Source organism: Stenotrophomonas sp. S4 (genome assembly GCF_054187805.2).
The window spans coordinates 2366689-2392981 of the sequence record NZ_CM196188.1 but is presented as its reverse complement, the minus strand read 5'-3'; the positions used below and the strand labels follow the sequence as shown (position 1 = coordinate 2392981).

Sequence of the window (26293 nt, the reverse complement as noted above, 5' to 3'; positions counted from 1 at the left end):
CGCTGAAATGTCCAACACCCCCTTTGGTGAATCGTCATGCGCTGCCGCCGCCAGCGGTTGCGTCGAGGTGCGCGGTGCGCGCGAACACAACCTCAAGAATGTCGACGTCTCCATTCCGCGCAATGCACTGGTGGTGTTCTCCGGCGTATCAGGTTCCGGCAAGTCATCGTTGGCCTTCGGTACCGTCTTTGCAGAGGCGCAGCGGCGCTACTTCGAGTCCGTTGCGCCGTATGCCAGGCGCCTGATCGATCAGGCGGGCGTGCCGGATGTGGACGCCATCGATGGCCTGCCGCCGGCAGTGGCCCTGCAGCAGCAGCGCGGGGCCAGCAATGCGCGTTCGTCAGTGGGCAGCGTGACCACCCTGTCCAGCCTGGTGCGCATGATGTACTCGCGTGCGGGTGCGTACCCGGCCAACCAGCCCATGCTGTACGCCGAGGACTTCTCACCCAACACGCCACAGGGCGCCTGCAGCACCTGCCATGGCCTGGGGCATGTCTACGAAGTGACCGAAGCACTGATGGTTCCGGACCCCTCGCTGAGCATCCGCGAGCGCGCCATCGCCTCCTGGCCGCCGGCCTGGCATGGCCAGAACCTGCGCGACATCCTGGTGACGCTGGGCTACGACATCGACGTGCCGTGGAAGAAGTTGCCGAAGAAGGACCGGGACTGGATCCTGTTCACCGAGGAAGCGCCCAGCGTGCCGGTCTATGCCGGGTTCACGCCCGCAGAGACGCGTGCTGCGCTCAAGCGCAAGCAGGAGCCCAGCTACATGGGCACCTATACCGGCGCGCGCCGCTACGTGCTGCACACCTTTGCCAATACCCAGAGCGCGCTGATGCGCAAGCGCGTGTCGCGCTACATGGAAGGCAAGCTGTGCCCGGCCTGCCACGGAAAGCGCCTGAAGCCCGAAGCACTCTCCGTCACCTTTGCCGGCGTGGATATCGGCGAGTTCATGCGGCTGCCGCTGGATCAGCTGGCGGCGCTGCTGGAGCCCATCGCACAAGGTGATTTCGGCGCGCACAGCAAGGGCGCTCGCACCCGCAGGAGCGCGACACCCCGCGATCGCGCCCGGCGGGCCGCGAGTGGCCAGGCGACCCACGAGGGCGCTCCGGACGTGCGGCTGACCTCCGCACTGTCCGAAGAGAAGCGCCTGGCGGCACAACGCTTGGCAGGCGGGGTCATGGCGCGGGTACGCCAGCTGCGCGACCTGGGCCTGGGCTATCTCTCGCTGGATCGCGCCACGCCAACCCTGTCGGCCGGCGAGCTGCAGCGCCTGCGGCTGGCCACGCAGCTCAGCTCGCTGCTGTTTGGCGTGCTGTACGTACTCGACGAACCCTCGGCCGGCCTGCACCCGGCCGACAGCCAGGCGCTGTACGACGCGCTTGAGCGCTTGCGCGACGGTGGAAACTCGGTGTTCGTTGTTGAACACGATCTGGAACTGATGCGCCGCGCGCAGTGGCTGGTGGATGTAGGGCCGCAGGCAGGGGAACACGGCGGGCGCGTTCTCTACAGTGGCGAGCCGGACGGCCTGCGCCAGATCCCGGAGTCGCGCACGGCGCAGTACCTGTTCGACCAGGTGCCCGCACCCGCGAGCCGGCAGCGCAACGCGAGCACCTGGCTGGAGCTGCAAGGCATCCATCGCCACAACCTGCAGGGCGTGGACGCACAGGTGCCGCTGGGGCTGCTGACGGCCGTGACCGGCATTTCCGGTTCCGGCAAGTCCAGCCTGATGGCGCAGGCGCTACCCGAGCTGTTGCTGCTGCACCTCGGGCATGAGCCTGCGGACGACAACGCCGATAGCGCGCCCACCGACGGGCCGACCGTGATCGAAACGACGCGGGGCACATTGGCAGGCGATATGGACGCCATCCAGCGGGTGGTGCAGGTCGACCAGAAGCCCATTGGCCGCACGCCACGCTCCAACCTGGCCACCTATACCGGGCTGTTCGATCACGTGCGCAAGCTGTTCGCCGCCACGCCCGCCGCGCGCCGACGCCGTTTCGATGCGGGCCGCTTCTCGTTCAACGTGGCCAAGGGCCGGTGCGAGACCTGCGAGGGCGAGGGGTTCGTCAGCGTCGAACTGCTGTTCATGCCCAGCGTCTATGCGCCGTGCCCGACCTGTCATGGTGCCCGCTACAACGAAGCCACGCTGAAGGTGCAGTGGAACGACCGCAACATCGCCGACGTCCTGCAGATGACGGTTGACCAGGCGCATGCGTTCTTCAATGAAGAGGATGCCATTGCCCGCCCGCTGCAGTTGCTGCAGGAGATCGGCCTGGGCTACCTGCGGCTGGGCCAGCCGGCCACCGAACTTTCAGGCGGCGAGGCCCAGCGCATCAAGCTCGCCACCGAGCTGCAGCGCAGCCAGCGCGGGCGCACGCTGTATGTGCTGGATGAACCCACCACCGGCCTGCATGCATCGGACGCAGACAGGCTGTTGGTGCAGCTGCAGCGGCTGGTGGACGCGGGCAATACGGTGGTGATGATCGAGCATGACATGCGCGCGGTCGCACAGGCGGACTGGGTGATTGATGTAGGCCCCGGCGCTGGCGGGGCAGGGGGCACCATCGTCGCGAAGGGAACGCCGCAACAGGTGGCGCGCGCCAAAGGCAGCAGAACGGCGCCGTTCCTGGCGAAGGAGCTGGCTTCCCTGTAGCGCCGAGCCATGCTCGGCTATCGATGTCCGGCGCCGGAAGGCCAGCATCGAGGCAGCGCCTTTCAACAGGAAACGGGCTCCGGCACATTGCCGGAGCCCCTGTTGTTTACTTTTCCTGCAGGAACGTCAGCAGATCCTGGTTGACCTTGTCCTTGTGGGTGTCGGTCAGGCCATGCGGCGCACCCGGGTACACAATCAGCCGTGCGCCCTTGATCAGCTTCGCCGACTGGCGGCCGGAGATGTCGATCGGCACGATCTGGTCGTCATCACCGTGGATCACCAGCGTCGGCACGTCGAACTTCTTCAGGTCGGCGCGGAAGTCGGTGGCCGAGAACGCGGCGATCGAATCGTAGGTGTTCTTGTGGCCACCCTGCATGCCCTGCGCCCACCATGCATCGATCAGGCCCTGCGACACCTTCGCGCCCGGGCGATTGAAGCCGTAGAAGGGGCCCGACGGGATGTCCTTGTACAGCTGTGCGCGGTTGTCCATCTGCGCCTTGCGGATACCATCGAACACTTCCATCGGCAGGCCATTGGGATTGTCGGCGGTCTTCAGCATGAGCGGCGGCACCGAACTGATCAGTACCGCCTTCTTCACCCGGCCGGTGCCATGGCGGCCGATGTAGCGCGCCACTTCGCCGCCGCCAGTGGAGAAGCCCACCAGGGTGACATCGTGCAGGTCCAGCGTGTTGATCACCGTGGCCAGGTCATCGGCGTAGTGATCCATGTCGTTGCCATCCCACGGCTGGCTGGAACGGCCGTGGCCACGACGGTCATGGGCGATGACGCGGTAGCCGTGGTTGGCCAGGAAGATCATCTGCGATTCCCAGCTGTCCGAGTTCAACGGCCAGCCGTGGCTGAAGGTAACGACCGGGCCGTCCTTGGGGCCCCAGTCCTTGTAGTAGAGCTGCACGCCATCGGCGGTGGTGATGTAGCTGGCGGTGCGCGCGATGCTGGTGACTGCCGCCGGCGTGGCCGGTTCGGCGGCCTGCGCGGACAGGCCGGCCTGGACCGAGAGGGCGAGGGCGGCAATGGCCAGGGTGCGGGCGAAGGTGTTCATGGGGGAACTCTCATGGGTGGGTGGTGAGGCGTACTTTGCGCCAACAATCAGGCGCCTGGGTGATGAACTGTCCGGATTTCTTGATAGATCGTCTTGCACGGTTGTGCACACACGAACCGCCAACCATTGCCCGTTGACAAGGGAGAACGCTCGTTCTACCTTGCAGCCATGCACAAGACCGGCACCGACACCGCGCAGAAGATCCTGGCCACGGCCGAGGCGCTGATCTACCAGAACGGGATCCACGCCACCGGCATGGATCTGCTGGTGAAGACCTCCGGCGTTGCCCGGAAGAGCATCTACCGTCACTTCGAAAACAAGGACCAGGTGGCCGCTGCGGCACTGAACGCGCGCGACGTGCGCTGGCTCGCCTGGTTCCAGCAGGAGTGCGACAAGGCTGACACCCCGGAAGCACGCATCCTCGGCATGTTCACCGTGCTCAAGGGCTGGTTCCAGTCCGAGGGCTATCGCGGCTGCGCCTTCATCAACACCGCAGGCGAAGTCGGCGATCCCGACGATCCGATTCGCCACATCGCAAAACATCACAAGCAGAAGCTGCTCGATTACACGCTGGAACTCACCACGCAACTGGATATCAAGCAGCCAGACGCACTGGCGCGGCAGCTGCTGGTTCTCATGGAAGGCGCCATCACCGTCTCGCGCGTGATGGGCGACTACACCGCCGCAGACACTGCAAGGGATGTTGCAAAGGTGTTGTTGGAGCAGGCCAGGCGCTGACGCCTGAGTCATCAAAACCCGTCGAAGCACCCCGTTCATCCACTTGATTGGAGGCTCCACCATGTCCATTGAAGCACCCCGTCCGCCGCTCCCCCCGTTCACCCGTGAATCGGCCATCGAGAAAGTGCGTCTTGCCGAGGATGGCTGGAACTCCCGCGATGCGGACAAGGTTTCGCTGGCCTATTCGCTGGATACCGAGTGGCGAAATCGCGCCGAGTTCACCCATGGCCGCGAGGAGGCCCGGCACTTCCTGGCCCGCAAGTGGAAAAAGGAGCTTGAGTACCGGCTGATCAAGGAGCTATGGGCCTTCACCGACAACCGTATTGCCGTGCGCTACGCCTATGAGTGGCATGACGACTCCGGCAACTGGTTCCGTTCCTATGGAAACGAGAACTGGGAATTCGGCGCCGATGGCCTGATGCAACGCCGCTTTTCGTGCATCAACGACATGCCGATCAAGGAAAGTGACCGCAGGTTCCACTGGCCGCTGGGGCGCCGCCCCGATGATCATCCGGGGCTGTCTGATCTGGGCATGTGATTCGCATTGCTTCCCGGAATGCAACATCACGCCCCCCTCCACGGGCCTACCGCAGCAACGGTGTGCTGCCTAGGCTGATCGCACACGGCACACGCCGTGTTCCTGGCCCACCGCTTGCGCAGTGGCCCGCCTTCCCATGAACCCTTCGGCCCGCTTGGCGGGCCTCTGTAGAGTCGCGCCATGCTCGACTATTGCCTGCCACCACGCCGCGCGCCTCAACCACGCCGCTAGCGTCCGCTTCCGGCCAACGGATGCACTCCTCATGTAAATCCGGCTAAGCTGCGGGGCGTCCACGCGTGGAAACGCCAGATCCCCTCAAGAGGCTGCCATGGAACCGCACTATCAGCTGCTGGCGAGCGTGCTCATGGGGGTGTTTGTCTTCCTGTTCTTTCTTGCACGTGACTACTTCAAGAGCCTCGGCTGGATGCTCGGCCCGTTCGACCCCAATCTAGGGTATCCCTCTGCTGCCAAGCTCATCTCAGCAGCCAACAAGACCATGCTCGTGATTGGGGCGCTCGTGTTGATCTGGGCCTTCATCGGGCCTTCTCCGTACCGCAGGAACTGGGAACTCGAGGCCATGGGCCTGGCCCTGGGGGCGTTGGCCTGCTATGTGCTGCTCATCCTTCTGGCCTCTACCCGCAGCCGATCCACACGGCAATGAGTCCAGCATCATGCACTGCCGTGGCAGCTCGCCCGGACCACAGCGGTTGCTGACCACCGACGCAGCACCGTATCCGAGCGCCGCATGGCGCAGTTCCGCAGGCCGGCCCATAGCGCGCCGTGGGCCTGTCTGGGCGGCTTTACCTGGGCATCAATACGCTGTCCGCGAGGCCCACGTTCGCCAGAGGCGGCGTTGAAGATGACCGGCCAGCAGGCTCGGCCGACGATGCAGGCACACCCTGGACAGGCTTCACAGATCTGTACCACCCAGACGGGCATAGTGCCCCTTTGGGTAGTCTGAGCGCGTCCATCCAGCCACGGGGTTTCCCCGAACGCCAGGAGGTCACTGTGCCAAGTTGGGACGAAGGAATGAAGTTGACGCGTCGCCAGGTGATCGCCGGCGGCGCCACGACCATGGCGATGTCCGCCGCACCGGGGGCGTCATCGCTCGCCGCCGAACTGGCGGCATCCCCGCCGCCCAGGCCGCCGGTCATCAGCACGGTGGCGTTGACGGTCAACGGCACGCATCGTGAGCTCGAGCTGGACACCCGCACGACGCTGCTCGACGCCCTGCGCGAACATCTGAAACTGACCGGCACCAAGAAGGGCTGCGACCACGGTCAGTGCGGCGCCTGTACCGTGCTGGTCAACGGTGAACGCATCAATGCCTGCCTCAGCCTGGCGGTGCAGCACCAGGGCGATGCCATCACTACCATCGAAGGCCTCGGAACCCCTGATGACCTGCATCCGATGCAGGCCGCCTTCATCAAGCATGACGGTTACCAGTGTGGGTACTGCACGCCGGGGCAGATCTGTTCGGCGGTGGCGGTACTGGACGAGATCAAGCGCGGTGTCCCCAGCCATGCGCAGGCCGATGTCAGCGCACGGCCCCAGGCCACCAACATGGAAATGCGCGAACGCATGAGCGGCAACCTCTGCCGCTGCGGCGCCTATTCCAACATTGCCGAGGCGATGCAAGAGGTCGCTGGCGCGGCCTCTGGAAGGGGGCGCTCATGAAGGTCTTCAGTTACGAGCGCGCGAAGTCTCCGGCCGAGGCAGCCAAGGCCGTCGCCCGCACCGAGGGCGCGAAGTTCCTGGCGGGAGGAACCAACCTGCTCGACCTGATGAAGCTGGAGGTCGAGACGCCCGCGCACCTGGTCGACGTGCAGGACATCGGCCTGGACAGGATCGAGCCCACCGACGACGGCGGCCTGCGCATCGGCACGCTGGTCACCAATACCGCGTTGGCCTCGCATGAGCGCGTGCGCCGCGACTATGCGGTGTTGACCCGCGCGATCGTGGCAGGCGCGTCCGGGCAGCTGCGCAACAAGGCCACCACCGGCGGCAACCTGCTGCAGCGCACGCGTTGTCCGTACTTCTACGACCCCCATCTGCCCTGCAACAAGCGCCTGCCCGGATCAGGCTGCGGCGCGCTCGAAGGGTTCTCCCGGCAGATGGGCGTGATCGGCACCTCGGACAGCTGCATCGCGACCTATCCGGGCGATATGGCGGTGGCGCTGCGCGTGCTGGACGCCTCGATCCAGACCGTCAATGGCGATGGCAGCACGCGCAGCATTCCGATTGCCGAGTTCCATCGTTCCCCGGGCGACACGCCACAGCAGGACAACGTGCTGCAGCGCGGTGAGCTGATCACCCACGTCACGCTGCCGGAACCGCTGGGCGGCCGGCACGTGTACCACAAGGTACGTGACCGCGCGTCCTATGCGTTCGCACTGGTGTCGATCGCCGCGGTCGTGCAGCGTGACGGCTCGGCGCGATTCGCGTTCGGCGGGGTCGCGCCGAAGCCGTGGCGCATCGAAGCAGCCGAACCCCTGCTGCGCGACAGCGTCAAGGCCGCGACCCGGCAGGTGTTCGCCGGTGCCCGTCCGACGCAGGAGAACGCGTTCAAGATCGCGCTCGCCGAGCGCACCCTCGCAGCCGTTCTGGCCGAAGGAGAGCGCTGATGCCCCTCGAATTCAACGCCCCCGCCGGCGACAACCTGTTCGACAAGGCCAAGGTGGTCGGCAAGTCGACGCCGCGCATCGACGGCCCGCGCAAGACCACCGGCACCACCCCCTATGCCTACGAGCGCCATGACGTGGCGCCAAACCAGGTCTACGGCTACATCGTCGGCGCGGGCATCGGCAAGGGGCGCATCATTTCGATGGATGCCTCCCGCGCACGTGCCGCCCCCGGCGTACTGGCGGTGATCACCGCACCGGAGACCAAACCGGTCGGCACATCCAACTGGAACAATGCGCCACTGTTCGGCGGGCCCGAGGTCGCCCATTACCACCAGGCCATTGCCTGCGTGGTGGCCGAGACCTTCGAGCAGGCCCGCGCCGCTGCGGCGTTGATCCGCACCCGTTACGAGCGCGGCAAGGGGCGCTTCGATTTCCCAGCGCTCGCGCCGTCCGCGCCGCTGGCCAAGGGGCGCGGTGGCAAGCCCGACCGGCAGACGCTGGGTGATTTCGACAGCGCTTACGCGAGCGCGGCGGTCAAGCTCGACGAGACCTACCACACAGCCGACGAAAGTCATTCGATGATGGAGCCGCACGCCACCATCGCCGCCTGGGAAGGCGACACGCTCACCCTGTGGACCTCGAACCAGATGATCGACTGGGCCAGGCAGGGCATGGCCGCGATCCTCGGCATCGATCCCGACAAGGTGCGTGTGGACTCGCCCTATATCGGCGGCGGCTTCGGCGGCAAGCTGTTCATCCGCGCCGATGCAGTGCTGGCCGCACTGGCCGCCAAGCAGGTCGGGCGGCCGGTGAAGATCGCGCTGCAACGTCCATTGATGCCCAACAACACCACGCACCGGCACGCGACCATCCAACGCGTCCGGATCGGTTGCGCGAAAGACGGCAGGATCTCCGCCATCGCCCATGAGAACTGGTCGGGCAACATCAACGGCGAGGACGGCGAGAACGGCACCCTGCAGACGCCCAAGCTCTATGCAGGCGCCAACCGCCTGGTGGCCAACTACATCGCCACGCTCGACATGCCCGAAGGCAATGCGATGCGCGCGCCGGGCGAAGCGCCGGGCCACATGGCGCTGGAAGTGGCGATGGACGAAATGGCCGAGAAGCTGGGCCTCGACCCGATCGCGTTCCGCATCCTCAACGAACCCGAGGTCGTACCCGGCGATCCGAGCAAGAAGTTCTCCGACCGCAACCTGGTGCGCTGCCTGCGCGAGGGCGCGGAACGCTTCAACTGGAACAAGCGCAACGCCAAGCCGGCGCAGGTAAGGGAAGGGCACTGGCTGGTCGGAATGGGCGTGTCCGCAGGCTATCGCGGCGCACCGACGATGAAGTCGGCGGCGCGGGTCCGGCTTGACGGCCAGGGCGGGGTGATCGTGGAAACCGACATGACCGACATCGGCACCGGCTCCTACACGATCATCGCGCAGACGGCAGCCGAGACCATGGGCGTGCCGCTGGACCGGGTCCAGGTGACCCTCGGCGACTCCCGTCATCCCGCCTCCGCCGGTTCCGGTGGCCAGTGGGGCGCGGCAAGCTCCACCGCAGGCGTGTACGCGGCGTGCGTCAGCCTGCGCCGCAAGGTGGGCGAGAAACTGGGCTTCGACGGCGATACCGCAGACTTCGCCAATGGCCGTATCCAGGCGGGTGGGCGGACCATCGACCTGGCCGAAGCGGGCACACTGTCGGCAGAGGACGGCATTGCCTTCGGCAAGTTCAAGCAGGGGTACGACGTCGGCACCTATGCAGCGCATTTCTGCGAGGTCGCCGTGCATGCCTACACGGGAGAGACGCGCATCCGCAGGATGCTGGCCGTATGCGATGGCGGCCGGATCCTCAACCCGCTGTCCGCACGCAGCCAGGTCATCGGCGGGATGGTGATGGGCGCAGGCGCGACCCTGATGGAGGAGCTGGTGGTCGACAAACGGCTTGGTTTGTTCGTCAACCACGACCTTGCGGGCTACGAAGTTCCCGTGCACGCCGACATTCCGCACCAGGACGTGGTCTTCCTCGACACGCTGGATCCGGTGATCTCGCCGATGAAGGCCAAGGGCGTGGGTGAGCTGGGCATCTGTGGGGTCGGGGCCGCGATCGCCAATGCGGTCTACAACGCGACCGGCGTGCGCGTGCGCAACTATCCCATCACCCTGGACAAGCTGTTGCCCGGCTTGCCAGACGTAGGCTGACCGTTGCGCATGGACCGACCCGTGGCCTCACCCGCCCTGGAGACCTCTGTTGCAGAGGGAATGGAGCCCAGGGATCCTGCCGGGCACGTGTCCGCAGCGCCGGGCTTCCTCACCGAAGGCAGCCCGCGGAGCGTGCTCGAGGCGGCGGTGACGCACCTGCGCGCGGCGGAGCACGCCGTGCTCGCGCTGGTGCTGGAAACCGATGGCTCCACCTACGCCGGTGCCGGCGACATGGTGTTGTTCTGCAACGGCAACCAGACCGGCTGGCTCAGCGGCGGATGCCTGGAGCCCGAGCTCGCGCGTCGCGCGGAGCAGGTGAGCGCGGCAGGGCAGGTCGACTGGATCGAGATCGACACCCGCAGTGACGAGGACCTGTTGAGTGGGTCCGCGCTCGGCTGCCGCGGCCGGCTTCGGATTGCGCTTCTGCCGTTGCGGGTCATGACGGGCATCGACACCGTGATCGAGGCTTGGCTGCGCGAGGGGGTGTCACTCCAGCGCGACCTTCGCACGTCGGGGCAGATCGTTTTCCGCGCCGGCCATCGTGAGCAGGCATGGCAGCTGAATCCGATGGACGGGGCGCAGCCCTTTGGAGAAGCAGCGTGGCGCTTGCCTTTGCCCCGGCTTCCGCGGGCCCTGCTGTTGGGGGGCGGTCCAGAAACGCCCTTCCTGGTTCCGTTGCTGCGGGGCCTGGGGTGGCGGGTCAGCGTGGCCGAACGACGAGCGCGCTGGTCCTCAGCGGGGCAGGGCGCGGATGCACAGCTCCAGGTGAGCCCGGCCGAGGCCCTCCACGCCGACCCGTGCGACGCGGTGCTGGTGATGCACCACGACTTCGAGCTGGACCGCGAGGCGCTGGTGGCCCTGGCCGATACCGAGGCTGCCTTCATTGGACTTCTGGGTCCGCGGCGAAGGCGTGAGGATCTGTTCAAGCTGCTGACACCGGATCAGCGCCACCGCCTGTCCCCGAGACTTCGATCACCGGTCGGCCTCAACATCGGAGGGCGGGGGCCGGAGGCAATTTCGCTCAGCATTGCCGCGCAGCTGCAGCAATGGCGAAGCACCGCCGGCACGTGACGGCCGCGCATGCGGTCGTCGTGCTTGCTGCGGGCGGCAGCACCCGGCTTGGCCAGCCCAAGCAGCTTCTGACCCGGCAGGGCGAGACCCTGGTGCATCGCGTGGTGCGGCTGGCGCTGGAGCTCGTGCCAGCGCAGGTGTTGGTGGTGGTGGGCGGGAACGCACAGGCCGTGACATCCAGTATTTCCGGACTGGGTGCCACCCCGGTAACCAACCACCACTGGGAAAGCGGCCTGGCCAGCAGCCTGCAGGTTGCTGGCACACACCTGCTGCCCAGTGTGGCCGCCGTGATGGTTGTGGCATGCGACCAGCCCGCGATCGAGCACGCCCATCTGCAGGCGTTGCTTTCGAGGGCCAGCGCCTCTGCGTCAGGATGCGCTGGCACCCGTCACGGAAACGCCCTTGGCGTTCCTGCAGTGGTGCCGCGCGCATGGTTCAATCAGGTGGGTGCAAGCGGTGACCGCGGCTTCGGAGCGCGCTTGAGGCAGCTTCCCATCGATGCCGTGCATGTCCTTCAAGCGCCGGAGCTGGGCCTGGATATCGACACGCCAGAAGATCTCGCGCGTGCGCGCCTTGCGGGCTGGATCGATGCCGGGAGGTGAGTCGTCGGCTACGATGGTGGCGCCGGCATCTGCGCCGGCGGGCAGGGGGACGCAATGGATATGCAGGCAGAGGGCGGATTCGATTCGCCGGACAGGACCAAGCACCAGGAACTGACCTTCCACTGGCTCTACCAGCGGGTGCAAGGGCTGGTTGAACATAGCATCTATCGTAAGGCGGGGAGGGTGGAGACCTGGTCGTTTCGCATCGGCATGGGTGCGGCGATCATCGGCATACTTACTGCTCAGCTTCCGGATCGGTGGTTGCCTACTGGCGCGGTACTCCAGGTGGTTATTGCCTGCCTTGCAATCGAAATCGGGGGCTTCATTGTTGGGGGCGCCCTGGCCGCCCGCAGAGGCATCCGCCAATTCAGTCAGCCACGGCTGTCGCACGCCAAGGAGATGGACGGTGACTTCGCACACTGGCAAGCGGTGGTTACCGAGCTTCGCCGTTTCCCTCGCATTGAGCGCGAGCGCCGCCTCAAGTATGTCAGTCAGCTGCGCAACAACATGATCGAGCGCATGGGCCTGATGTACGGCGGGCTGCAACGCCTTGGGCCATTCCCGCTGCTCATAGCGTTTTATTTGCAGTTCCGGGGATGGAAATGGGGCGACTGGGCAGGCGCCTTCGACGTCAGCCTGGTCGGCGGGTTGTTGATCCTCGCCATGGTGGTTCTGTACCTGTTGGGCTGGATGCTGATCAGCATGCGCATCCGCCTGGACACCTACGTCGCCTTGCTCGAAGGCTCCATCCACGAACCTGAGCCGCCGCAGCCCGCGCCTCTGTAGAGTCGAGCAATGCTGGACTACAGCACACCACATGGCGCCCCACCAGACACATCGCAAGCGAGAATCCGCACCCCCTTCTTCAAGACAAGCTCTGGGCATCCAGATCAAGGGAACTGCGGAAAAACACCCGCATGTGGAAAGGACAATAGCAATCTTGAGGAACAGGTGGATTTCATGAGCGAGGGCGGCGCCATCAAATGACCATATGCAGGGTAACCGGTCTTTTCATATGCCTGGCGGGTGCCGGGTTGGTTAATGCGCAGGTGCCCCCTCAGCCGGACAGGCCGATAGTTGAGCTTGACGGCTCGATCGCAACGGACAGCGCTGCGGTGCTTGATGACAAGCAGCTACTTACGTTGATTGGGCGCGCAGATGCAGGCGACGCTGAGGCGGCGTTTCGGATTTCACGCCACTTTGAGGGCAAAGGCACGGCCGGCAGCTCCCATATGTGGCTTGTCTATGCCGCAGCGCTGGGGCACCCGATTGCACAGTACAACGTGTTCTTCATGTTGAGGGACAAACAGGACTGTGAGTCATCCAATGAAGCGTACGCATGGCTCAAGAGTGCCGCGCTGAAGGGAGTGAAGGGCGCGGATTCCGAGCTAGAGCAAGCGGCTCGCATGGCGGCTCAGCGATGTGCCAGAAAACGATAGGAAGAGAGAATCCATCTACGAAATGAGCAGATACAATCGATTTCTTCAGGCTAACTACATCATGTTCTTCTGGGCACTCAGGCTGGTTGCCTGCCTTGGGGCTGCCGTGAATTCAGTATTCCTTGCTTTCGTGCTGATTGATCTTGCTGAAGGTAGCCGAGACTATGGGTTTGCGGGCTTGGCGTTTGTCGCTTTCTCTCTTTGCGTGGCATTTGCCATGTGGAAAATCGGGTCTGTCGGCCTGCTTCGTTTCCGGCAAGCGAAGGCATCATAGGTCTTACCAGATCGTACGGTGCTGGAACGCAATCTACCGGCAGGGCCACATCATGCAGCTACGGAGGAAGGGACATAACATGAACGGATTGATTCGAAAGTGTTGTGGCCTGGCTGTGGCGATCGGACTCGGAGTGGCGCTGTTCCCGCCTGTTGTGGTTGGATCGGAAGCAATTCAGACCTCAGAGTCGACTGTGATTTCTGCCTTCTCCAGGGCCTGTCAGGACTTTAGCCAGAAGCTGAAGGCACAAGTACATGGCACTACTGGGCTGGATCGCCACTTGGCGGATATTGATAACTACAAGGCAATCGTCTACCTGGAGGGCTCAAGAGTGGTTGTGCAGCTCATGCCGCTTCCCTATGGCAACTCCAGTGTTCGCGGAGGCGGCGGGAAGTACATCGTCGAGGGCGGTCCCGATGGCGAAATGACTTTCGAGCCTTACCGCTAGCCGAGGGGGGGCATCAATCCACGCCCTTGTAGCGTCGAACCAGGCTCGACTACTGCATGCCACATCGCACCCCCTCAGGCACCTCGCCCGCGAACATCTGCAGCACCCGATCCAACAGAACAGGTTCCGGCACGCCTGCCAGTACCTGCTCCAAATGGCCCAACGGCTGCAGCTGCCATTGAAGCAACGCACGAAGCTGCAGAACGGCGGGCGCCCGCTGCTCCGCGTCCAGCGAGACCCCCAGCAGCAGATGTTGCGAGCGCCTCTCCAGCCACAGCACCGGTACGTCTCGGCAATGAACCTGGAACTCGGCATCTCGATGCCGCTCAACAAACTGGAAGCCCTGTCGTGGCCGAGACTCCACGAACTGCATCGCCTGGCGGCGCAGTTGTGAGAATCGATCGTCGTTGATGCTTTGGAACCCGATAGGCGAGGGCACCGGTGGCGACAACCACTGCGCCTGTGCCGCAACCACCGCGACGAGACAGAGCGCGGTGGCCGCCCAGCGATGCGACGTCATTCAGCCGTCCGGGCGTACCCGTGTGCTGGCGTGCGCCACGAGGCCCAGCCCGGCCATGATCAGGCCTTCCATGACGCGCGGGCCGACGTATTGCTCCAACTCGCCGTTCTCGCGGGCACGCTGTGCGGCCAACAGGATTTCCAGCACCACGCGAAGGCCGGCCAAGGAGCAATCGGTATCGGCCAGGGCGATGCGTCTGCCCGGCATCTGATGGCGCTCAGGCCAGGGCTGGCCATCGGACGCAGCGCCAGAGCCGATGCTGTGCAGCAGGGCGACGAGCGTGTTCGGATCCAGCACGGGGCCGTTCGCCGGCGCGTCGTGGATCGGGTGCGGGGCAGGGGAGTGGGGCTGGGTCATGGCTGGGCTCCTTGCGTGCAGACAGAAGCCGCCACCGATAAAGGTGGCGGACGATGCGTGGTTCGAAACCCCGTGTGTGGATGACCGGGCAGGCGCAAGGCCTCCACGCACCGCCCGCCATAGCCGACTGACGGATTGCCAGCCGGCACCGCGCGAAGCAGTGCCGGCTGGCAAGTGCGAGCAACATCCACACAACCGGGGTTTCGAATCCCGACCACCGATGCACGGTGGCAGGGCAAGGAATACGCGGACCTATGCGTGATGCCAATGCAGTAGGGCCGATGACGTCACTACTTTCAACATTTTCAGAATCGTTGCATACGGCTCAACGAGGCCGGAGCCTTGCGTCGCAAGGCTGTTATCGATGTCGGTGGTGCAAGCCTGACGAGTGTCGGCATCCACCCGGTGGAGCCATGAGCGAGGCAGATGCGACAGGATTGCCAAAGGCCGCCAGGCGTCAGTAGCCCTTCAACGCGACCTTGGTCCGCTCCAGCCACGCGGCATTGTGGCTGCGCGCATGGCGCGACCAATGCTGGGCATCGTCGATGATGCTGGCGAACAGGCTGCGGGCTTGCTCACGATCGTCGGGCTGCGGCTGCGCCATCAGCCACTCGGCGTAGAGGCAGCGGGCGACCGCATCGTTTCCGCATTCCACGGCGCGCTCGAATGCGGCGCGAGTGCCAGGCGACTGGGTGGCGGCCAATGCCTGCGCATAGAGGAGGGTCTGTTCTGGCTTGCGGCGCACGTCCGGATGGCGGGTGAACAGGCCGTCCAGCGTCTCCACCGCAAGCGCGGGCTGCCCGGACTCGAGGCGGGCACGGGCAAGGCCGGTCAGGATGTAGGAATCGTCGCCCAGCGGTGAGCTGGCCGCCTGCTCGAGCAGGGTCCTGGCTTCCTCGGCCTGGCCGGCATCGAGCAGCGTCATGCCCAGGCGAACACGGTTCTGCACGGTGGGCGTGCGCGCAAGTTCGGCGCGAGCGTTGCGCAGGTCCTGGCCCGGGTCCATGAGCTGCTTGGCGGAGCGGACGACCTGCCGGGCGCCGCGCGAGTGACGGACTTCCGGGAAGTAAATCGCAAGGAAGTAGACGACGCTGCCGAGCACTGGGAACGAGAAGAGCAGGATGAGCCAGTAGAGGCTCTGGCCCGAGCGGATGGCGTGCACCGCGAAGAAGATGGCCGCCAGTACGTGGAGTCCGATTCCGATATAGGGCACGTGTGCCGCCTCGTCCTTGTGAGGGGTGGAACTATAGTGGGGGAGGGGTGGGGCGCCAATGGGCGGGGCGCTCGGGCGTGACGCGTCACGTCAATAGAGTGGATTCTGCAGAGCGGAGCGCAGCATGCCACTATGTGGCGGGGCCGCATCGATGGAAGGGGATACATGGAACGTACGCAGAAGACGCTAACGATGGCTGATGTTGCTGGATGGGGTTCGGCGCTGGTCCGCTAGGCGTAGCGCTGGGGGCATAGTGCCATGAGAAATTTGACTATTGATGGCCGCGCACTAAGGCTCGATCCTAGCGTAGCTCACACGCTCTGCTATGCCTATCTGCAACGTTTTTATGTGTCTAGTTGCGATAAAGATTCGCCCCATCTAAGATCAAACCAAATTATGGAAATCCCGACACCCGGCGCGCTGAAGATGGGGCGAAAGGTCGGGCTCATGGACCCACCAATGGGCAGTCTAAATAGAGAGGGAACTGTGCGGATGGCGGCCAATCAGAGGGCGCAACAATGCTGGGATCGAGCATGTGATTGCTTCGCAACTGCAAAGATTTTTGAGCGTCGAGCAAGGGCGTACCGTTCCAAGCTGGATTTGCTCTCCTATTTGGGAATTGGGGTTCCAGCAGTATTCGGGGCAATGGTTGCTGCGTGGGGAAAGGATGTCCTAACTAATCGTCCCCTTATGTTCTTAGTCGCCTCTCTCGGTGTGGTACAGGTAGCGATAAGTGTGGCATCAATCATCCGAAAGTGGCCGGAAGAATATGCATACGCCAATAGGTCTGCCGCCACAAACTATCAGCTAGCAGACGCCTTCAAGACGCTGGCGCCGAATGTCATCATTGCATCGCCAGAGATGAACAATGAACTGCAAAATTTGATCGCACGGGACCAGGCGCAAACTCAGAATGACACCGAGAAGCATGTATCAGAATCGGAAAAATCTTGGGGGCATAGACACGCCCTGAGACAGTTTCAGCGCAGTTGCGCCAATTGCAACACAGTCCCTACAGACATCAAACCATCTAGCTGCAGTCAATGCGGAGCATTTAAATGAATATCGATAAGAATGTGGCCCAGGTCTTCAATGGCTTTCTTCGTCTCGACGAGAGCCAGAAAATGAAGTTCATTGGAATGCTTAAGGATTATCAGTCTGGTAGCCAGCCGGCGCTCGAGTCACTTCGAGAGAGTGTCAACGCCTCTATTACCAAGATGCAGACCGGCCCCTATCGAGAATCGTGCGCCTGCTGCGGAAAGTGATTCCGCCATAGGCCAGGCCGAGGGCTGGTACGCAGACCCCATTGGACATTCCGGGATCGAGGTCGAGATCACGCACACCTGTCCGTAGATTTATTTACGGACGCTGCTAACTCTTGAGCTGCAATTGGCGCAATGGCTTCGTCGCCTTAGTACGAGCCGATCATGACCGGCGGCGGCTTGGTGGCGGAGGAAGAGAAGAAAGACGATCTGCCGGGCATGAAGGCTCAAGCTATAGCACCGCCAACCCGGCGCCGCAGGTGCCCGGCGTGCCAGTCAAGAAGGCTGAGCCCAATCCACTGGCGAAGCTCAGTCCTGAGCAACGCTAGGTCGCCCAGTTGCCGAAATCGGACCATATCCGGCTGGCGCTTACGGCGTCCTTCCGTGAACGCCAGGTCGGTATGGTCGAGTGGGTAGGGCAACAGTAACAACACCGCCGATCAGCTGAGCTTTGATGCACTCATTGCGATTGGCTGCCGCGTGCGCGTGTTCGCCTACCGGACCAAGCTGATCGCCGAGGATTTCACCGTGATTGCCGCCGCATGGCCGCGTCAGGCGTCGCAAAGTGACGTGGATTCGCGCCTACATTCAACTGCGACCAGTACCGCTGCCCGAATCATCCGCATCTGGGAATGAAGCCTCTCTGCAAGGGACTCGAGGCTCATGTGCTGCAAGGTGAGTCCAGGCAGGCCTGACAACCAAGCCAACCACTGAGGTTGTTGCGCTGTCTGCGATGGGTACGGATGCTGCGAAACGCTCGGGAATGGCCTGATTGGGACAGGCGATGCGCAGGCTGTCGAACGAATAGATGACCGAGCGCTAATCCTTGGAATCCGGAACTTGCAGCCACGATCCACGCCTACGGCTGATCATTCGTTCTAGAATCATCGATGAAATATTCTCTTCGTCAATCCGCATGGCTGCGGCTGACGGCGGTGCAGACGATATGCGCTCTACTTTCTCCAGCAACTTCTTCGACGCGTCATCATCCAGCATGGGAGCAGGCATCGAATTGTGTTGCTTGGGCGGACGCAAGTGCCGCCGATAGAGTTCAGATGTTAGTCCGCCATCAAGGGGGGCGACATCTAACGCCATAAGACCCCGCATCTGTTGATCGTTAGACAACGAACTCTTTAAGCTGGCGTCATTCGCCCCCAGATCCGCCTTCAGGTCGATGCCCCATACAAACTCCTGATTCTTCCTCATAAAAAGAGGTGCGCATTCTCGATGAAGCCTGTCTGATGATACAAACAGCATGCAGAAGGGCAGGTAGTAGAGATACGCAACGTCATTGATGTTCGAAGCGCGATCTGCCGATATCTTCCCAGTAGCCAATGCAATTTCAAAAAAAACGTCAACACTCAGGACGAACGCCGCGTACGGCGCAAAGCTCGCCAACGCACGCTGCCCCGTTGCGTGCCACCTTCGCCACACGTGTGGAACTATCGTCTCACTGAGGTTGAATTTCTCGATCGCCAAGGACAATTGAGCTGCCTCCGGCAAGGATAAGATCATAGAGTCAGCGGCATTCTTTGCATCAGCCAAACTCTTCACCTTTGAGAAATCAATTCCATAGGCGAGCGCCCGCTTAGCCACCTCTTTCAGATCAGTCTTGCCGAGTTGGGCACGCCACACCCTCGCGTACTCTCGCTCCGCAGCTTCAAAATTGGAATCCTGCCAGCGCTGCATCGCCTGGGCCTCAGGCGACGGGTCATAGCGGACACTGTGTTCGCCATTGATAGAAACAGGGATAGGACCGGGAGGGACGATCTGCCCGGTCATGGGTACCTTTGCACCCAGCAAGTTCTGGCCAACCAAGGTTCCATGGTAGACGTTGAGCGTCCCATGCATCTCCGGTGTACGGAACGCAATTGATCCGACCACTTGCTCTGCTGTTCGACCTTTTTTCATTTCTTTTCCCAAGTCAGCCAGCGTCTCGACAAAGAAGATCGGGCAGATAACCGACAGAAAGAAGTGATCAAAAAGCACGGCCTCGTCAACGTTCAAACCGTGGAGGAATGATTTGTCGAACAGAGCAATAGGGCCCATTTTTGCGATCCATGCCGCGCCGCAGGCGCACTTGCACGCAATTCTAGCCCGCCATGGGATGTAGGGGCGGAGCCCCTACCTGCAGCACTGGCCGGAGCTCGGCCCTCGTCCCGCACTATGTGCAGGCCAGGGACCACCAGGTCATGTCGCAGGGCTCCAGTTGGTGACCCTCAGGGGTGAACATATGCCCAGCTTGGAATCCGAAACCGGCCCAAGGGCCAGTCAGGTTGATGCGATCATGGGGATCGATCTTGCTCATGCTGCGATCTCATCCTTGTCAGGGGAGCTGATTGACGACAACAATTCGCTACACAGCTACGCCCCTAATTTCATGGAATATTCTTTGGCAGATGGGGCGGGTGGCTATCAAGGACAGTAGAGGACAAGTCGCTACAGTCGCGGCGATCTACGCACGAACGCCCCCGGTTTGAACGCGGCGCCGACAAATGACTCCGCACTCTATTTTCGCGACAACAATGTGCCTCATAGCCCTATCTGCGCGGCTACGAAGCGGTTGGGTACGATGGCATCGACGGTCGCGCGCTCGGCTTCTTGCCTGTTGTTATGGTGAGTGGATCGTCTACGATTCGACGTCTTTCGGGCGATGGCACCCGCAACCAAGTGATTCGGATCTGGTCGAGATGTCGCGGTCGAGCCCGCACCTCGATCGATGGCAACCACCAGTCCACACCGCTCCGCACATGGTTTTGAATATGCCTGCGGAGAACTGCATCCAGGCCTTGGGCATAGGCTCGTCGAATCAGGCCTTCAAGTGCGTGTAGTAGGCAGTCTCGCCCGGCAAGCTGCTCCAAAGCGTGGGCCCGCGCCGCTTGCAGTGATCTGGCGCGGTCGTCCAGCTCAATGCCACAGGCGATGATCACTCGGTCGATGAGACGGCCACACAGTTGCAGAATCTCGGGCTCTATTGCCGACAGATTCAGCCACATCTCACTGCCTTGAACTGGGCTGTGTGGCGTGATGAAACAATCGGGACGGGTGTGAACGTTGTCGCGCAAGGCCAACTTCGAGTCCAAGCCATGGAGGGGAACCAACTCCAGCGGGATTTGAACACTCCCTGGAAGGCTGCGAACGACTTCTATGCTCACCTTGCTCAGCATGGTGAGCACGCGAGCCGGAAGCGGAACGTAGGTCATTGGGCGCTCCGAGCCCAGGTGGCACCACGCCCAGCACTCACGCTCGTTCAGCTCGGCGTGCCCCTTCGTATTGAACTCTTCGATCTCAAAATCGGGGGTGCGCGACGGCGGAGCATCAGGTAGTCCCGCTTGGATGCGGTAGTGCTTGCGCCATCGATAATCGCAATCAGGGGCAACCAGATACCGAGTAAGACGCTGCTCCTTGGCCCAACGCAAGTATGCTTCCAACCAACCTCGCGCATGCGCTGAGGGGAATTTCCGCATCTGCGCCGACGCGACATCCACATCGAACAGGTCAGAACCGCATGGACAGGCGCCCAGCCGCTCGGGTCCGTCAAGCAGTGGGAACAGTGGACGCTGGCAGCGCGGGCAGGATTCGACTAGCTCCTGCTCGTGCCATGGACAGGCGACCATGGATGGCAGCTGGAAAGCTGCTGTGTGGTATCCATGCCGCGCGCACTCCGGGCACTGTCTAACCGGGGCGGGGAGATCAAGACTACCGGAGGTCTGCAGAGGCGACCAACTCTCCGGGAGCCAATACGTCCTGGCGTATGCTGGGTCGACGCCTGCGGCAGCGCATAGCGCCATCTGGACACGACCTGGGCGTTGAACCTGCATCAGCAGATCGAGGTCCTTCCTCAGCCGGAGACCAAGGGAGGACACCAACTCGCGCGGTTCCAATGCCATTAGGCGGCACACGCGAAGCAGTAGCCCATAGCCGGAAAGGTAGGGGTAAATGCCGAAGTCGGCCCCAAGCAAATCGAGTCGCGCAGGCCTGCTTGGCAAAGCTTCATGCATGGTACGCCGCCTCATCACTGGAGATCAGGTTGGCCCGTACGTACTCCAGGCGCAGATAGCCACTCGCCAGCAGAGCGGCGCGCACGTGTGGTGGCGTGAGCTCGTCGAAACCCCGCTCCTCAGCGGCACTGGCAAGCAAATGGCGAACAGTTAGCGCGAACGTAGCCATTGGCCAGGCATCACTGGTCGGCAACTTGTTCTCGGCCCGTAGCGCGATCACGCCATCGAGAATCAGCTCCGCCTGTGCCGCTAGGCGCCAGCCATTGTCGTACGCTCCGCGGGCGAAGAACCTGGAGAACGGCATATCCGGGGTAGGCCACGTCGCAGAATGGTCGTAACGGTCCAGGGCGTGCGCGATCTCCGCCAATCCCATTAGAGGCTGGAAGGCGTGGGTCGACATGAACCACCGCCGCAGCAGGTGGGAGGGGTACGCTGCCCAGTCATCCTGCGCGTTGACGCCAGTGGCATCGTTCTGACGAACGAAGACGATGAACAGGCGCAACCTTGCATCCGTCACCTGCTCGTCGATATCGGCGAGATAGTCGTACTCGGCACGCGTGATGCGCTGAGCGTTGTCGATGAACATTACCATCAACGGCAAGTCGGCCTGGCCGCATCGTGTTTTGACGAAGTTTACGATCCGGTCTCTGCCGCGCTGTGGCGTGAGACGATCGGATGTTGTTAGGTTCAGTCGAGTATTGAGCGCAGTGTAGAAGGCGCCGTCGCTACGCCGCTGCCCACTTGGCATGATCAAACGACTAGCCACTCCGATTGGCCTGTTATCCCGATCAACCAGCCATCGCGACACATTCTGAGTAAGATACTCTTGAGCACTGGTCTTTCCCAAGCCACCACCGCCGTAAGCAGGGGCGCCGTGGTGGTCGAGCTCAACGTTGCTAAGCACGTAGTTGGCGAACGCCTCGATGGGCCGAGTTGAGATGTGAAACCCGTTCGGGACGAAGATTGGGTGCTGTTCCGAAGACATGTGAGCCTCCGCATGCAGGATTGGATAGTGGAGAAGTGACCGGCCGTCAGTGGTCCCGTGAGCCGTCGAAGCTGATCCAGCCGCGCCGCGGGGTAGGTACGGTCAGGTCAACCGCCGGCAGCGGCGCGGATTGAGGCGGCTTCGCGCCTGACGCCTGCTGCATACGCGCCAGTTGGTCCACCGCCTTCTGGGAGTGGGATGCCAGCTTTCGCAGATGATCTGTGTATGCCTCCACAGCGCACTCGCAGCCGACAAACGAGAGTCCACCCTTCTGTTTGGTCCATTGCATTGCTAGGGCGCGGGTCGTCTCATCGTGAGGTGTGCGATCCCACGGAGGCATAGCACGTACGAAGCCAATTGGCACCGTGGCGCTGCGCATTAGCAGTAGCGTGCGCAAGTCGTGGCGGCAGATGCGTGCCAATACGGTCCTGCCAACCAGCTCCCACTGCTGGTCCAGTTCGGAACTTCGATAGCGCACGTACAAGTGATTCACATGCGGCAGCTCGCCGGTCTTGCGGTTTCCATGCACGACCAAGGGCACCAGCACGCTGCCCATCTCCCGAGCGTCCTTCTCTGGATCGGGCATCGACAACTCGAATGCGCGTAGCTGTTGCATCTGTAGGAATTGCAGTGGACTCAAACTTCCAAGTGCCGGATGCGGGGTCGCGTTGTAGTTGGCCACCAGGACGTCGAGCAGTTCTTCGAACAGATGCAGTTGTATCGGGTGAGCACCTGGGGCGAAATTGCTGATGCGCAACTTGCGTTCGCCCAACCGGGTGGCCGGCTCGAATCCGCCCGGCAGATCTCGGAATATGCCACGTTCTAAACGCGAGTACAGCTGCTCGACCACCGGTCGCGAACGCGGCTCATGGGCGCGCCCAAAGTGGAGAATCGCCCCGTGTGCACGTCTCATCGCGTCTTCGAAGCTGATCGAATGGTGGGCCTTAGCATTATCCATCGCGATACACCGGGCGCGTCGACGACCGCGATCGCCAGCCAGGCCGCTAGGCATTCCGGCTCCGGGGGCGTACTCCAGGCCCGGTATCGTCAGCTCACGACGCGTCCATGGGTGCAGGGCCCGCGCAACGCAGCTTGCTACATCCAGGTTGTTGTAGGCGCGACCGACTCGCAAGGTCCAGGCCAGGATCGCACGAGATTCGGTTTCCACCTCGCACAGGAACCAGAGTTTAGTGATCCTACGCTTGACCACTCCACCATTGGGTAGCGCCACTCCAAGTTCAGCTTCAATATCGCACGAGTGCGCATCGAACTCGGACCGATCGTAGGCATGTCCACGAAACGCATCGACGAGCACGCTCAGAGCTGGGCCCATTTCGTCCAAAGTCGGAATCGTCATGTCATCAATGCGCGCCTTGCGCAAGTATCGAAGCAGCGCCCTCCGGCCCTGGTCTGGCTGATTGAGCGGATAGAACGCGTGCTGATCTAGGCGTTTGAGCTCGGCGACGATCTTGGCGAGCAAACGTTCAAAGGCCTTTGGGGGCCGCCCAGGCGGCAACTTCGCGGTAAAGCCTTCGACCCAGGCCGCGATAGTCGGTTGCGCGCGTAGCAGATTACGCATGGCGTGAGGTTCGGCGATAGATGGCATTTGCACGTCGTCGGTGTCGTCACTCCCTTCGTAGACGCCCCACGGCACACACACGCGATAGCCGAACGGATGGCCGTCCCGGGCGAGCCTCGGGGCGAGCTTGGTCATGCGCTTTAGACGCCTCCGGCAAAGCCCATTGGACTCGGCGGCGCGACTCAAACTCATTTCCCCGGTAAGCACGGCGGTCAATGCGGCGCAGCGGCGCTGGAAGCGGTCAACGAATTCAGGCTTAACGGTGGACGCGTCGGGCTTAAACCAGCTCTTTAGTTGCTCGGCATCGAAGAGCTCGGTGCGGTCAGTTCGCATGGCAGACCTCCACCATCGCCTGCACGCCACCGGCGGCGTAGTCCACTAGGCGCAAGCTACCGGCATGCACCATGCCCGCCAACACAGCACGCACGCTATCGGCATCAAATGCCAGGTGCTGGATCAAGCTCGATAGGGTAAGACGCGGGCGATCGGTCAGCAGCGCCAGGATCTGTTCCTGGATGATTGAGCGCGACACCAGGCGTTGATAGGTCCACACGTGATGGAGCAGCTCAAAGCGGACGGCACAGTCGGCGATTGACGATATGAGTTCTCGCTCAGTGATGTAAGTCAACCGGAGGCCGTGGCGCTCTGCCGAAGCGTCGAGCACATCACGGTCGCGGATGGAGACTGTGCCGCTGGTGCTTCCGATAGTTCCCGAAGTGGGGATCGCCAAGTAGTAGCGTTCCTCGCCCTGTTTACTCCGGGTCCAGAACGAGATGTCGATCTCCTGGCGAGACGACAAGGCAATGCGACGCGGGCGTTCGATGTAGCACTGCAGGCTCGAATCGAACTCGAACTGCAAGGCAAGGGTCAGGTTTAGGAATTCGGCCACGGTCACAATGCGTGCGTTGCGCGGCGAAGGGAATACGAAAATTTCTCGACGGTTGCGTTCGCTGCGAGTGAGCTTGCGCGGCTCGTATGGCAGGAGGGGGTTGATGGCGTGCGACTTGGGCCTGAACTCGTCGCGGGTGGCGGCAGTACCGGCGGTCATAGGAGGTCTCCAGACATGTAGGCACGCGTGGCCCAAAAGTCACGCGACGCGGGGTGCGCACGGAGGGCGCGCCAGGGGAATGCTGCGATGCGGTAGACGCGGATCAGCCAGTAGCAAAGGAGTTCGGGAGCACCTGGGGATCCGTCAGGAGGCTTGGTCGCTATTCACATCCAAGCGGTACAGCCGGCCGAAGGCGCACAACACCTGCGGCCCACGCGTCTCCATCGGGGCGGGGGGTTCGAATTTGGGAGAATCGGACGCGACGCATGCGGGCTCTATGACCCAGCCTAGGTCGGCAGTTTCAAAATCGAGCTGGTTGCTTAATGTGAGCAGTTCAGCGTTCGGTGTAGGCATGGATTGCGGGTACACGTTCATCGCGAATCTCCTAAAGCGCTGCCAGTAGGCAGCACTTGACTAGGACCCAAGAACGCGCGACGCTGCAGTTTCTCAGGCGGCAGCATCTGGGGCCCCGGTTTCGGGGCCCGCTTGGGTCAAGCATGACAATCGATTTGAATTTCACGATTGAATAGGTCTGTGCTCACCTCTTGAAATTGAGGACTGAAGAACGGGCGCAGCTGGCTCTCCCGTGACTACGCGGGAACGTCTTCAAGTCTTATCGCCCCCTAGGGGCTTGGGATCACACACGAAACCTCACCGGCTCTCAGCCTTTGGGCTTGGGCTTGGGCTTGGGCGTGGGTTTTGGTTTGGTGCTGATATCGATATTGTCTAACGTCGTTGGAAAGCTCCTCTTGTTGGCAGCGTCCATACGCGGACAGGGCACTAAGGCCGAGCGCAGATCGCCGAACCTATCAGCTCCTATCGACCTACACAATACCTGTCAAATCAGTGAGTTGTCGCGCACGGCCAGATGGACTGCTCGTCTTCCCGATATGTCAACGAGAGTTTGCAATCATTGGTGCGGCATATAACAACCAGAGTCGCTCCGCCCATTTTTACTTTCGGCCTTGAGGCGTCGAATCGAGGCGGTGCCCGCCATCCTTCGACACTGTGCTTGGCTACAAACTAAACGATGAAGAGCGCACGCGCGCCGATGAGCTGGCATTGAATCTCCCCAACGCCTAACTCCACAACGAGCACCAGTCGCCAAGGGCTGTTCGCGTAGGCACTTACCCGGAAATCCCAATGTCCTGAAAGCCAAGGTACACGGGTGGACGATTAGCGCGCGTTATCGAGGGTAGGAGAGACATGGGCTTGGCTGGATTGTGGGCAGGCGTATCGTGGGTGATACTAAAATTGCCCATATGCTAGAGGATCCCCCATTGAGCGCCTCCATGCTTCCAAGAATCGTCGGCTTCGATGTCCCTCATCTACATGAGCGCGTCGATTCCTCGACTGATGAGGCTATCGTTGCGCTGTTGGATCTTGCGCCGGGTTCCCGATGGACCGAACTCTTCGTGAGGAAGTGCGAGGCGCTGGCGTCTCAGCTCTCCTTGGCAGAAGTCCGGGTTGAAGGCTCCAAGATCTACTTTTACGGGTCAATCAGCGACTCAAGAGCGCTCGCCGATGCGGTCATGTCCATCGTTCACGTGCTGAATGATCAGCTCATGCGAGAAGGGAACAACGCAGCCTCGCGCGAAGAAAATTCCTAGGAGCAAGAGAGGCGCGACCAGCATTGACCTGCGATCTCCGCTGCGCCAGGGTGACCGCGCAGAC

The 26293-nt window shown here is 62.4% G+C and carries 28 protein-coding genes; 17 read left to right on the top strand and 11 right to left on the bottom strand.

Annotated features, from left to right (window positions below; genetic code table 11):
* Nucleotides 1-7: 7 nt before the first annotated feature.
* Entirely contained in the window at nt 8-2656 is a 2649-nt protein-coding gene (locus ACUZUJ_RS11200) for an excinuclease ABC subunit UvrA (RefSeq protein WP_458220001.1), read from the top strand.
* Nucleotides 2657-2762: 106 nt separating this feature from the next.
* On the opposite strand, the gene ACUZUJ_RS11195 is transcribed toward ACUZUJ_RS11200, so the two are convergent.
* Nucleotides 2763-3716 carry an alpha/beta fold hydrolase gene (locus ACUZUJ_RS11195; protein ID WP_101765486.1) on the bottom strand — a complete coding sequence of 318 codons (954 nt, stop codon included), beginning with the start codon at nt 3714-3716 and terminating at the stop codon, nt 2763-2765.
* Nucleotides 3717-3884: 168 nt separating this feature from the next.
* On the opposite strand from ACUZUJ_RS11195, the gene ACUZUJ_RS11190 reads away from it, so the two are divergent.
* The 12 genes from ACUZUJ_RS11190 to ACUZUJ_RS11135 all read left to right on the top strand — a co-directional run bounded on the left by ACUZUJ_RS11190 (nt 3885) and on the right by ACUZUJ_RS11135 (nt 13654).
* Nucleotides 3885-4454, top strand: coding sequence for a TetR/AcrR family transcriptional regulator (locus ACUZUJ_RS11190; RefSeq protein WP_101765485.1), 570 nt, complete (start codon nt 3885-3887; stop codon nt 4452-4454).
* 61 nt (nt 4455-4515) lie between these two features.
* On the top strand, nt 4516-4992 hold the full coding sequence (locus ACUZUJ_RS11185; RefSeq protein ID WP_101765484.1) for a nuclear transport factor 2 family protein: 477 nt from the start codon (nt 4516-4518) through the stop codon (nt 4990-4992).
* 328 nt (nt 4993-5320) lie between these two features.
* Nucleotides 5321-5653, top strand: coding sequence for a hypothetical protein (locus tag ACUZUJ_RS11180; RefSeq protein WP_101765483.1), 333 nt, complete (start codon nt 5321-5323; stop codon nt 5651-5653).
* Between the two features lie 368 nt (nt 5654-6021).
* The gene (gene paoA / locus ACUZUJ_RS11175) at nt 6022-6669 is read left to right on the top strand and encodes an aldehyde dehydrogenase iron-sulfur subunit PaoA (protein ID WP_032127303.1); all 648 of its coding nucleotides are present in this window, start codon (nt 6022-6024) and stop codon (nt 6667-6669) included.
* Nucleotides 6666-7616, top strand: a complete 951-nt coding sequence (locus ACUZUJ_RS11170; protein ID WP_458220000.1) for an FAD binding domain-containing protein — start codon at nt 6666-6668, stop codon at nt 7614-7616. The genes paoA and ACUZUJ_RS11170 overlap by 4 nt, the downstream gene beginning before the upstream one ends.
* Nucleotides 7616-9820, top strand: coding sequence for an aldehyde oxidoreductase molybdenum-binding subunit PaoC (paoC, locus tag ACUZUJ_RS11165; protein ID WP_458219999.1), 2205 nt, complete (start codon nt 7616-7618; stop codon nt 9818-9820). The genes ACUZUJ_RS11170 and paoC overlap by 1 nt, the downstream gene beginning before the upstream one ends.
* 9 nt (nt 9821-9829) lie before the next feature.
* Entirely contained in the window at nt 9830-10891 is a 1062-nt protein-coding gene (locus tag ACUZUJ_RS11160; RefSeq protein ID WP_458219998.1) for an XdhC family protein, read from the top strand.
* The gene (locus ACUZUJ_RS11155) at nt 10867-11493 is read left to right on the top strand and encodes a nucleotidyltransferase family protein (protein WP_458219997.1); all 627 of its coding nucleotides are present in this window, start codon (nt 10867-10869) and stop codon (nt 11491-11493) included. The genes ACUZUJ_RS11160 and ACUZUJ_RS11155 overlap by 25 nt, the downstream gene beginning before the upstream one ends.
* 54 nt (nt 11494-11547) lie before the next feature.
* Nucleotides 11548-12279 (top strand): hypothetical protein, encoded by a 732-nt coding sequence (locus tag ACUZUJ_RS11150; RefSeq protein WP_458219996.1) that lies wholly within the window; start codon nt 11548-11550, stop codon nt 12277-12279.
* 329 nt (nt 12280-12608) lie between these two features.
* On the top strand, nt 12609-12932 hold the full coding sequence (locus ACUZUJ_RS11145; protein ID WP_479642934.1) for an SEL1-like repeat protein: 324 nt from the start codon (nt 12609-12611) through the stop codon (nt 12930-12932).
* 22 nt (nt 12933-12954) lie between these two features.
* A complete protein-coding gene (locus tag ACUZUJ_RS11140) occupies nt 12955-13206 on the top strand; it encodes a hypothetical protein (RefSeq protein WP_458219995.1) in 252 nt (83 codons plus the stop codon).
* A gap of 79 nt (nt 13207-13285) precedes the next feature.
* On the top strand, nt 13286-13654 hold the full coding sequence (locus tag ACUZUJ_RS11135) for a hypothetical protein (RefSeq protein WP_458219994.1): 369 nt from the start codon (nt 13286-13288) through the stop codon (nt 13652-13654).
* Nucleotides 13655-13703: 49 nt separating this feature from the next.
* Here ACUZUJ_RS11135 and ACUZUJ_RS11130 read toward each other — a convergent pair whose 3' ends face one another.
* The 3 genes from ACUZUJ_RS11130 to ACUZUJ_RS11120 form a co-directional block, all read right to left on the bottom strand.
* Nucleotides 13704-14174, bottom strand: a complete 471-nt coding sequence (locus ACUZUJ_RS11130) for a hypothetical protein (protein WP_510468085.1) — start codon at nt 14172-14174, stop codon at nt 13704-13706.
* The gene (locus ACUZUJ_RS11125) at nt 14175-14531 is read right to left on the bottom strand and encodes a hypothetical protein (RefSeq protein WP_336683683.1); all 357 of its coding nucleotides are present in this window, start codon (nt 14529-14531) and stop codon (nt 14175-14177) included. It lies immediately after the preceding gene.
* A 457-nt stretch (nt 14532-14988) separates the two neighbouring features.
* Nucleotides 14989-15744, bottom strand: coding sequence for a tetratricopeptide repeat protein (locus tag ACUZUJ_RS11120; protein WP_458219992.1), 756 nt, complete (start codon nt 15742-15744; stop codon nt 14989-14991).
* 258 nt (nt 15745-16002) lie between these two features.
* Here ACUZUJ_RS11120 and ACUZUJ_RS11115 point away from each other — a divergent pair, with 258 nt between their 5' ends.
* The 3 genes from ACUZUJ_RS11115 to ACUZUJ_RS11105 all read left to right on the top strand — a co-directional run bounded on the left by ACUZUJ_RS11115 (nt 16003) and on the right by ACUZUJ_RS11105 (nt 17642).
* The gene (locus ACUZUJ_RS11115) at nt 16003-16806 is read left to right on the top strand and encodes a mobilome CxxCx(11)CxxC protein (protein ID WP_458219991.1); all 804 of its coding nucleotides are present in this window, start codon (nt 16003-16005) and stop codon (nt 16804-16806) included.
* On the top strand, nt 16803-17009 hold the full coding sequence (locus ACUZUJ_RS11110; protein WP_458219990.1) for a hypothetical protein: 207 nt from the start codon (nt 16803-16805) through the stop codon (nt 17007-17009). The genes ACUZUJ_RS11115 and ACUZUJ_RS11110 overlap by 4 nt, the downstream gene beginning before the upstream one ends.
* Before the next feature lie 477 nt (nt 17010-17486).
* A complete protein-coding gene (locus ACUZUJ_RS11105; protein WP_458219989.1) occupies nt 17487-17642 on the top strand; it encodes a hypothetical protein in 156 nt (51 codons plus the stop codon).
* A 183-nt stretch (nt 17643-17825) separates the two neighbouring features.
* Here ACUZUJ_RS11105 and ACUZUJ_RS11100 read toward each other — a convergent pair whose 3' ends face one another.
* From ACUZUJ_RS11100 to ACUZUJ_RS11070, 7 genes are all read right to left on the bottom strand, one after another.
* On the bottom strand, nt 17826-19055 hold the full coding sequence (locus ACUZUJ_RS11100; protein ID WP_458219988.1) for a hypothetical protein: 1230 nt from the start codon (nt 19053-19055) through the stop codon (nt 17826-17828).
* 115 nt (nt 19056-19170) lie between these two features.
* On the bottom strand, nt 19171-19314 hold the full coding sequence (locus ACUZUJ_RS11095) for a DUF3653 domain-containing protein (protein ID WP_458219987.1): 144 nt from the start codon (nt 19312-19314) through the stop codon (nt 19171-19173).
* Between the two features lie 244 nt (nt 19315-19558).
* Nucleotides 19559-20425 carry a hypothetical protein gene (locus tag ACUZUJ_RS11090; RefSeq protein WP_197587586.1) on the bottom strand — a complete coding sequence of 289 codons (867 nt, stop codon included), beginning with the start codon at nt 20423-20425 and terminating at the stop codon, nt 19559-19561.
* 574 nt (nt 20426-20999) lie between these two features.
* Nucleotides 21000-21992 (bottom strand): P-loop NTPase family protein, encoded by a 993-nt coding sequence (locus ACUZUJ_RS11085; RefSeq protein WP_406753191.1) that lies wholly within the window; start codon nt 21990-21992, stop codon nt 21000-21002.
* A 46-nt stretch (nt 21993-22038) separates the two neighbouring features.
* Nucleotides 22039-23904, bottom strand: a complete 1866-nt coding sequence (locus tag ACUZUJ_RS11080) for a hypothetical protein (protein ID WP_197587585.1) — start codon at nt 23902-23904, stop codon at nt 22039-22041.
* Nucleotides 23894-24619 carry a hypothetical protein gene (locus ACUZUJ_RS11075; RefSeq protein ID WP_458219986.1) on the bottom strand — a complete coding sequence of 242 codons (726 nt, stop codon included), beginning with the start codon at nt 24617-24619 and terminating at the stop codon, nt 23894-23896. The genes ACUZUJ_RS11080 and ACUZUJ_RS11075 overlap by 11 nt, the downstream gene beginning before the upstream one ends.
* A gap of 144 nt (nt 24620-24763) precedes the next feature.
* A complete protein-coding gene (locus ACUZUJ_RS11070) occupies nt 24764-24994 on the bottom strand; it encodes a hypothetical protein (protein WP_458219985.1) in 231 nt (76 codons plus the stop codon).
* A 905-nt stretch (nt 24995-25899) separates the two neighbouring features.
* Here ACUZUJ_RS11070 and ACUZUJ_RS11065 point away from each other — a divergent pair.
* The gene (locus tag ACUZUJ_RS11065) at nt 25900-26229 is read left to right on the top strand and encodes a hypothetical protein (protein ID WP_368850705.1); all 330 of its coding nucleotides are present in this window, start codon (nt 25900-25902) and stop codon (nt 26227-26229) included.
* The last annotated feature ends 64 nt before the right edge of the window (nt 26230-26293 follow it).

What these genes read in the sequence shown, in the direction of transcription:
- ACUZUJ_RS11200 (WP_458220001.1), top strand. Translation starts at nt 8, where the DNA reads ATGTCCAACACCCCCTTTGGTGAATCGTCATGCGCTGCCGCCGCCAGC.
- ACUZUJ_RS11195 (WP_101765486.1), bottom strand. Translation starts at nt 3,716, where the DNA reads ATGAACACCTTCGCCCGCACCCTGGCCATTGCCGCCCTCGCCCTCTCG.
- ACUZUJ_RS11190 (WP_101765485.1), top strand. Translation starts at nt 3,885, where the DNA reads ATGCACAAGACCGGCACCGACACCGCGCAGAAGATCCTGGCCACGGCC.
- ACUZUJ_RS11185 (WP_101765484.1), top strand. Translation starts at nt 4,516, where the DNA reads ATGTCCATTGAAGCACCCCGTCCGCCGCTCCCCCCGTTCACCCGTGAA.
- ACUZUJ_RS11180 (WP_101765483.1), top strand. Translation starts at nt 5,321, where the DNA reads ATGGAACCGCACTATCAGCTGCTGGCGAGCGTGCTCATGGGGGTGTTT.
- paoA (WP_032127303.1), top strand. Translation starts at nt 6,022, where the DNA reads ATGAAGTTGACGCGTCGCCAGGTGATCGCCGGCGGCGCCACGACCATG.
- ACUZUJ_RS11170 (WP_458220000.1), top strand. Translation starts at nt 6,666, where the DNA reads ATGAAGGTCTTCAGTTACGAGCGCGCGAAGTCTCCGGCCGAGGCAGCC.
- paoC (WP_458219999.1), top strand. Translation starts at nt 7,616, where the DNA reads ATGCCCCTCGAATTCAACGCCCCCGCCGGCGACAACCTGTTCGACAAG.
- ACUZUJ_RS11160 (WP_458219998.1), top strand. Translation starts at nt 9,830, where the DNA reads ATGGACCGACCCGTGGCCTCACCCGCCCTGGAGACCTCTGTTGCAGAG.
- ACUZUJ_RS11155 (WP_458219997.1), top strand. Translation starts at nt 10,867, where the DNA reads ATGGCGAAGCACCGCCGGCACGTGACGGCCGCGCATGCGGTCGTCGTG.
- ACUZUJ_RS11150 (WP_458219996.1), top strand. Translation starts at nt 11,548, where the DNA reads ATGGATATGCAGGCAGAGGGCGGATTCGATTCGCCGGACAGGACCAAG.
- ACUZUJ_RS11140 (WP_458219995.1), top strand. Translation starts at nt 12,955, where the DNA reads ATGAGCAGATACAATCGATTTCTTCAGGCTAACTACATCATGTTCTTC.
- ACUZUJ_RS11135 (WP_458219994.1), top strand. Translation starts at nt 13,286, where the DNA reads ATGAACGGATTGATTCGAAAGTGTTGTGGCCTGGCTGTGGCGATCGGA.
- ACUZUJ_RS11130 (WP_510468085.1), bottom strand. Translation starts at nt 14,174, where the DNA reads ATGACGTCGCATCGCTGGGCGGCCACCGCGCTCTGTCTCGTCGCGGTG.
- ACUZUJ_RS11125 (WP_336683683.1), bottom strand. Translation starts at nt 14,531, where the DNA reads ATGACCCAGCCCCACTCCCCTGCCCCGCACCCGATCCACGACGCGCCG.
- ACUZUJ_RS11115 (WP_458219991.1), top strand. Translation starts at nt 16,003, where the DNA reads ATGAGAAATTTGACTATTGATGGCCGCGCACTAAGGCTCGATCCTAGC.
- ACUZUJ_RS11110 (WP_458219990.1), top strand. Translation starts at nt 16,803, where the DNA reads ATGAATATCGATAAGAATGTGGCCCAGGTCTTCAATGGCTTTCTTCGT.
- ACUZUJ_RS11100 (WP_458219988.1), bottom strand. Translation starts at nt 19,055, where the DNA reads ATGGGCCCTATTGCTCTGTTCGACAAATCATTCCTCCACGGTTTGAAC.
- ACUZUJ_RS11095 (WP_458219987.1), bottom strand. Translation starts at nt 19,314, where the DNA reads ATGAGCAAGATCGATCCCCATGATCGCATCAACCTGACTGGCCCTTGG.
- ACUZUJ_RS11085 (WP_406753191.1), bottom strand. Translation starts at nt 21,992, where the DNA reads ATGTCTTCGGAACAGCACCCAATCTTCGTCCCGAACGGGTTTCACATC.
- ACUZUJ_RS11080 (WP_197587585.1), bottom strand. Translation starts at nt 23,904, where the DNA reads ATGCGAACTGACCGCACCGAGCTCTTCGATGCCGAGCAACTAAAGAGC.
- ACUZUJ_RS11075 (WP_458219986.1), bottom strand. Translation starts at nt 24,619, where the DNA reads ATGACCGCCGGTACTGCCGCCACCCGCGACGAGTTCAGGCCCAAGTCG.
- ACUZUJ_RS11070 (WP_458219985.1), bottom strand. Translation starts at nt 24,994, where the DNA reads ATGAACGTGTACCCGCAATCCATGCCTACACCGAACGCTGAACTGCTC.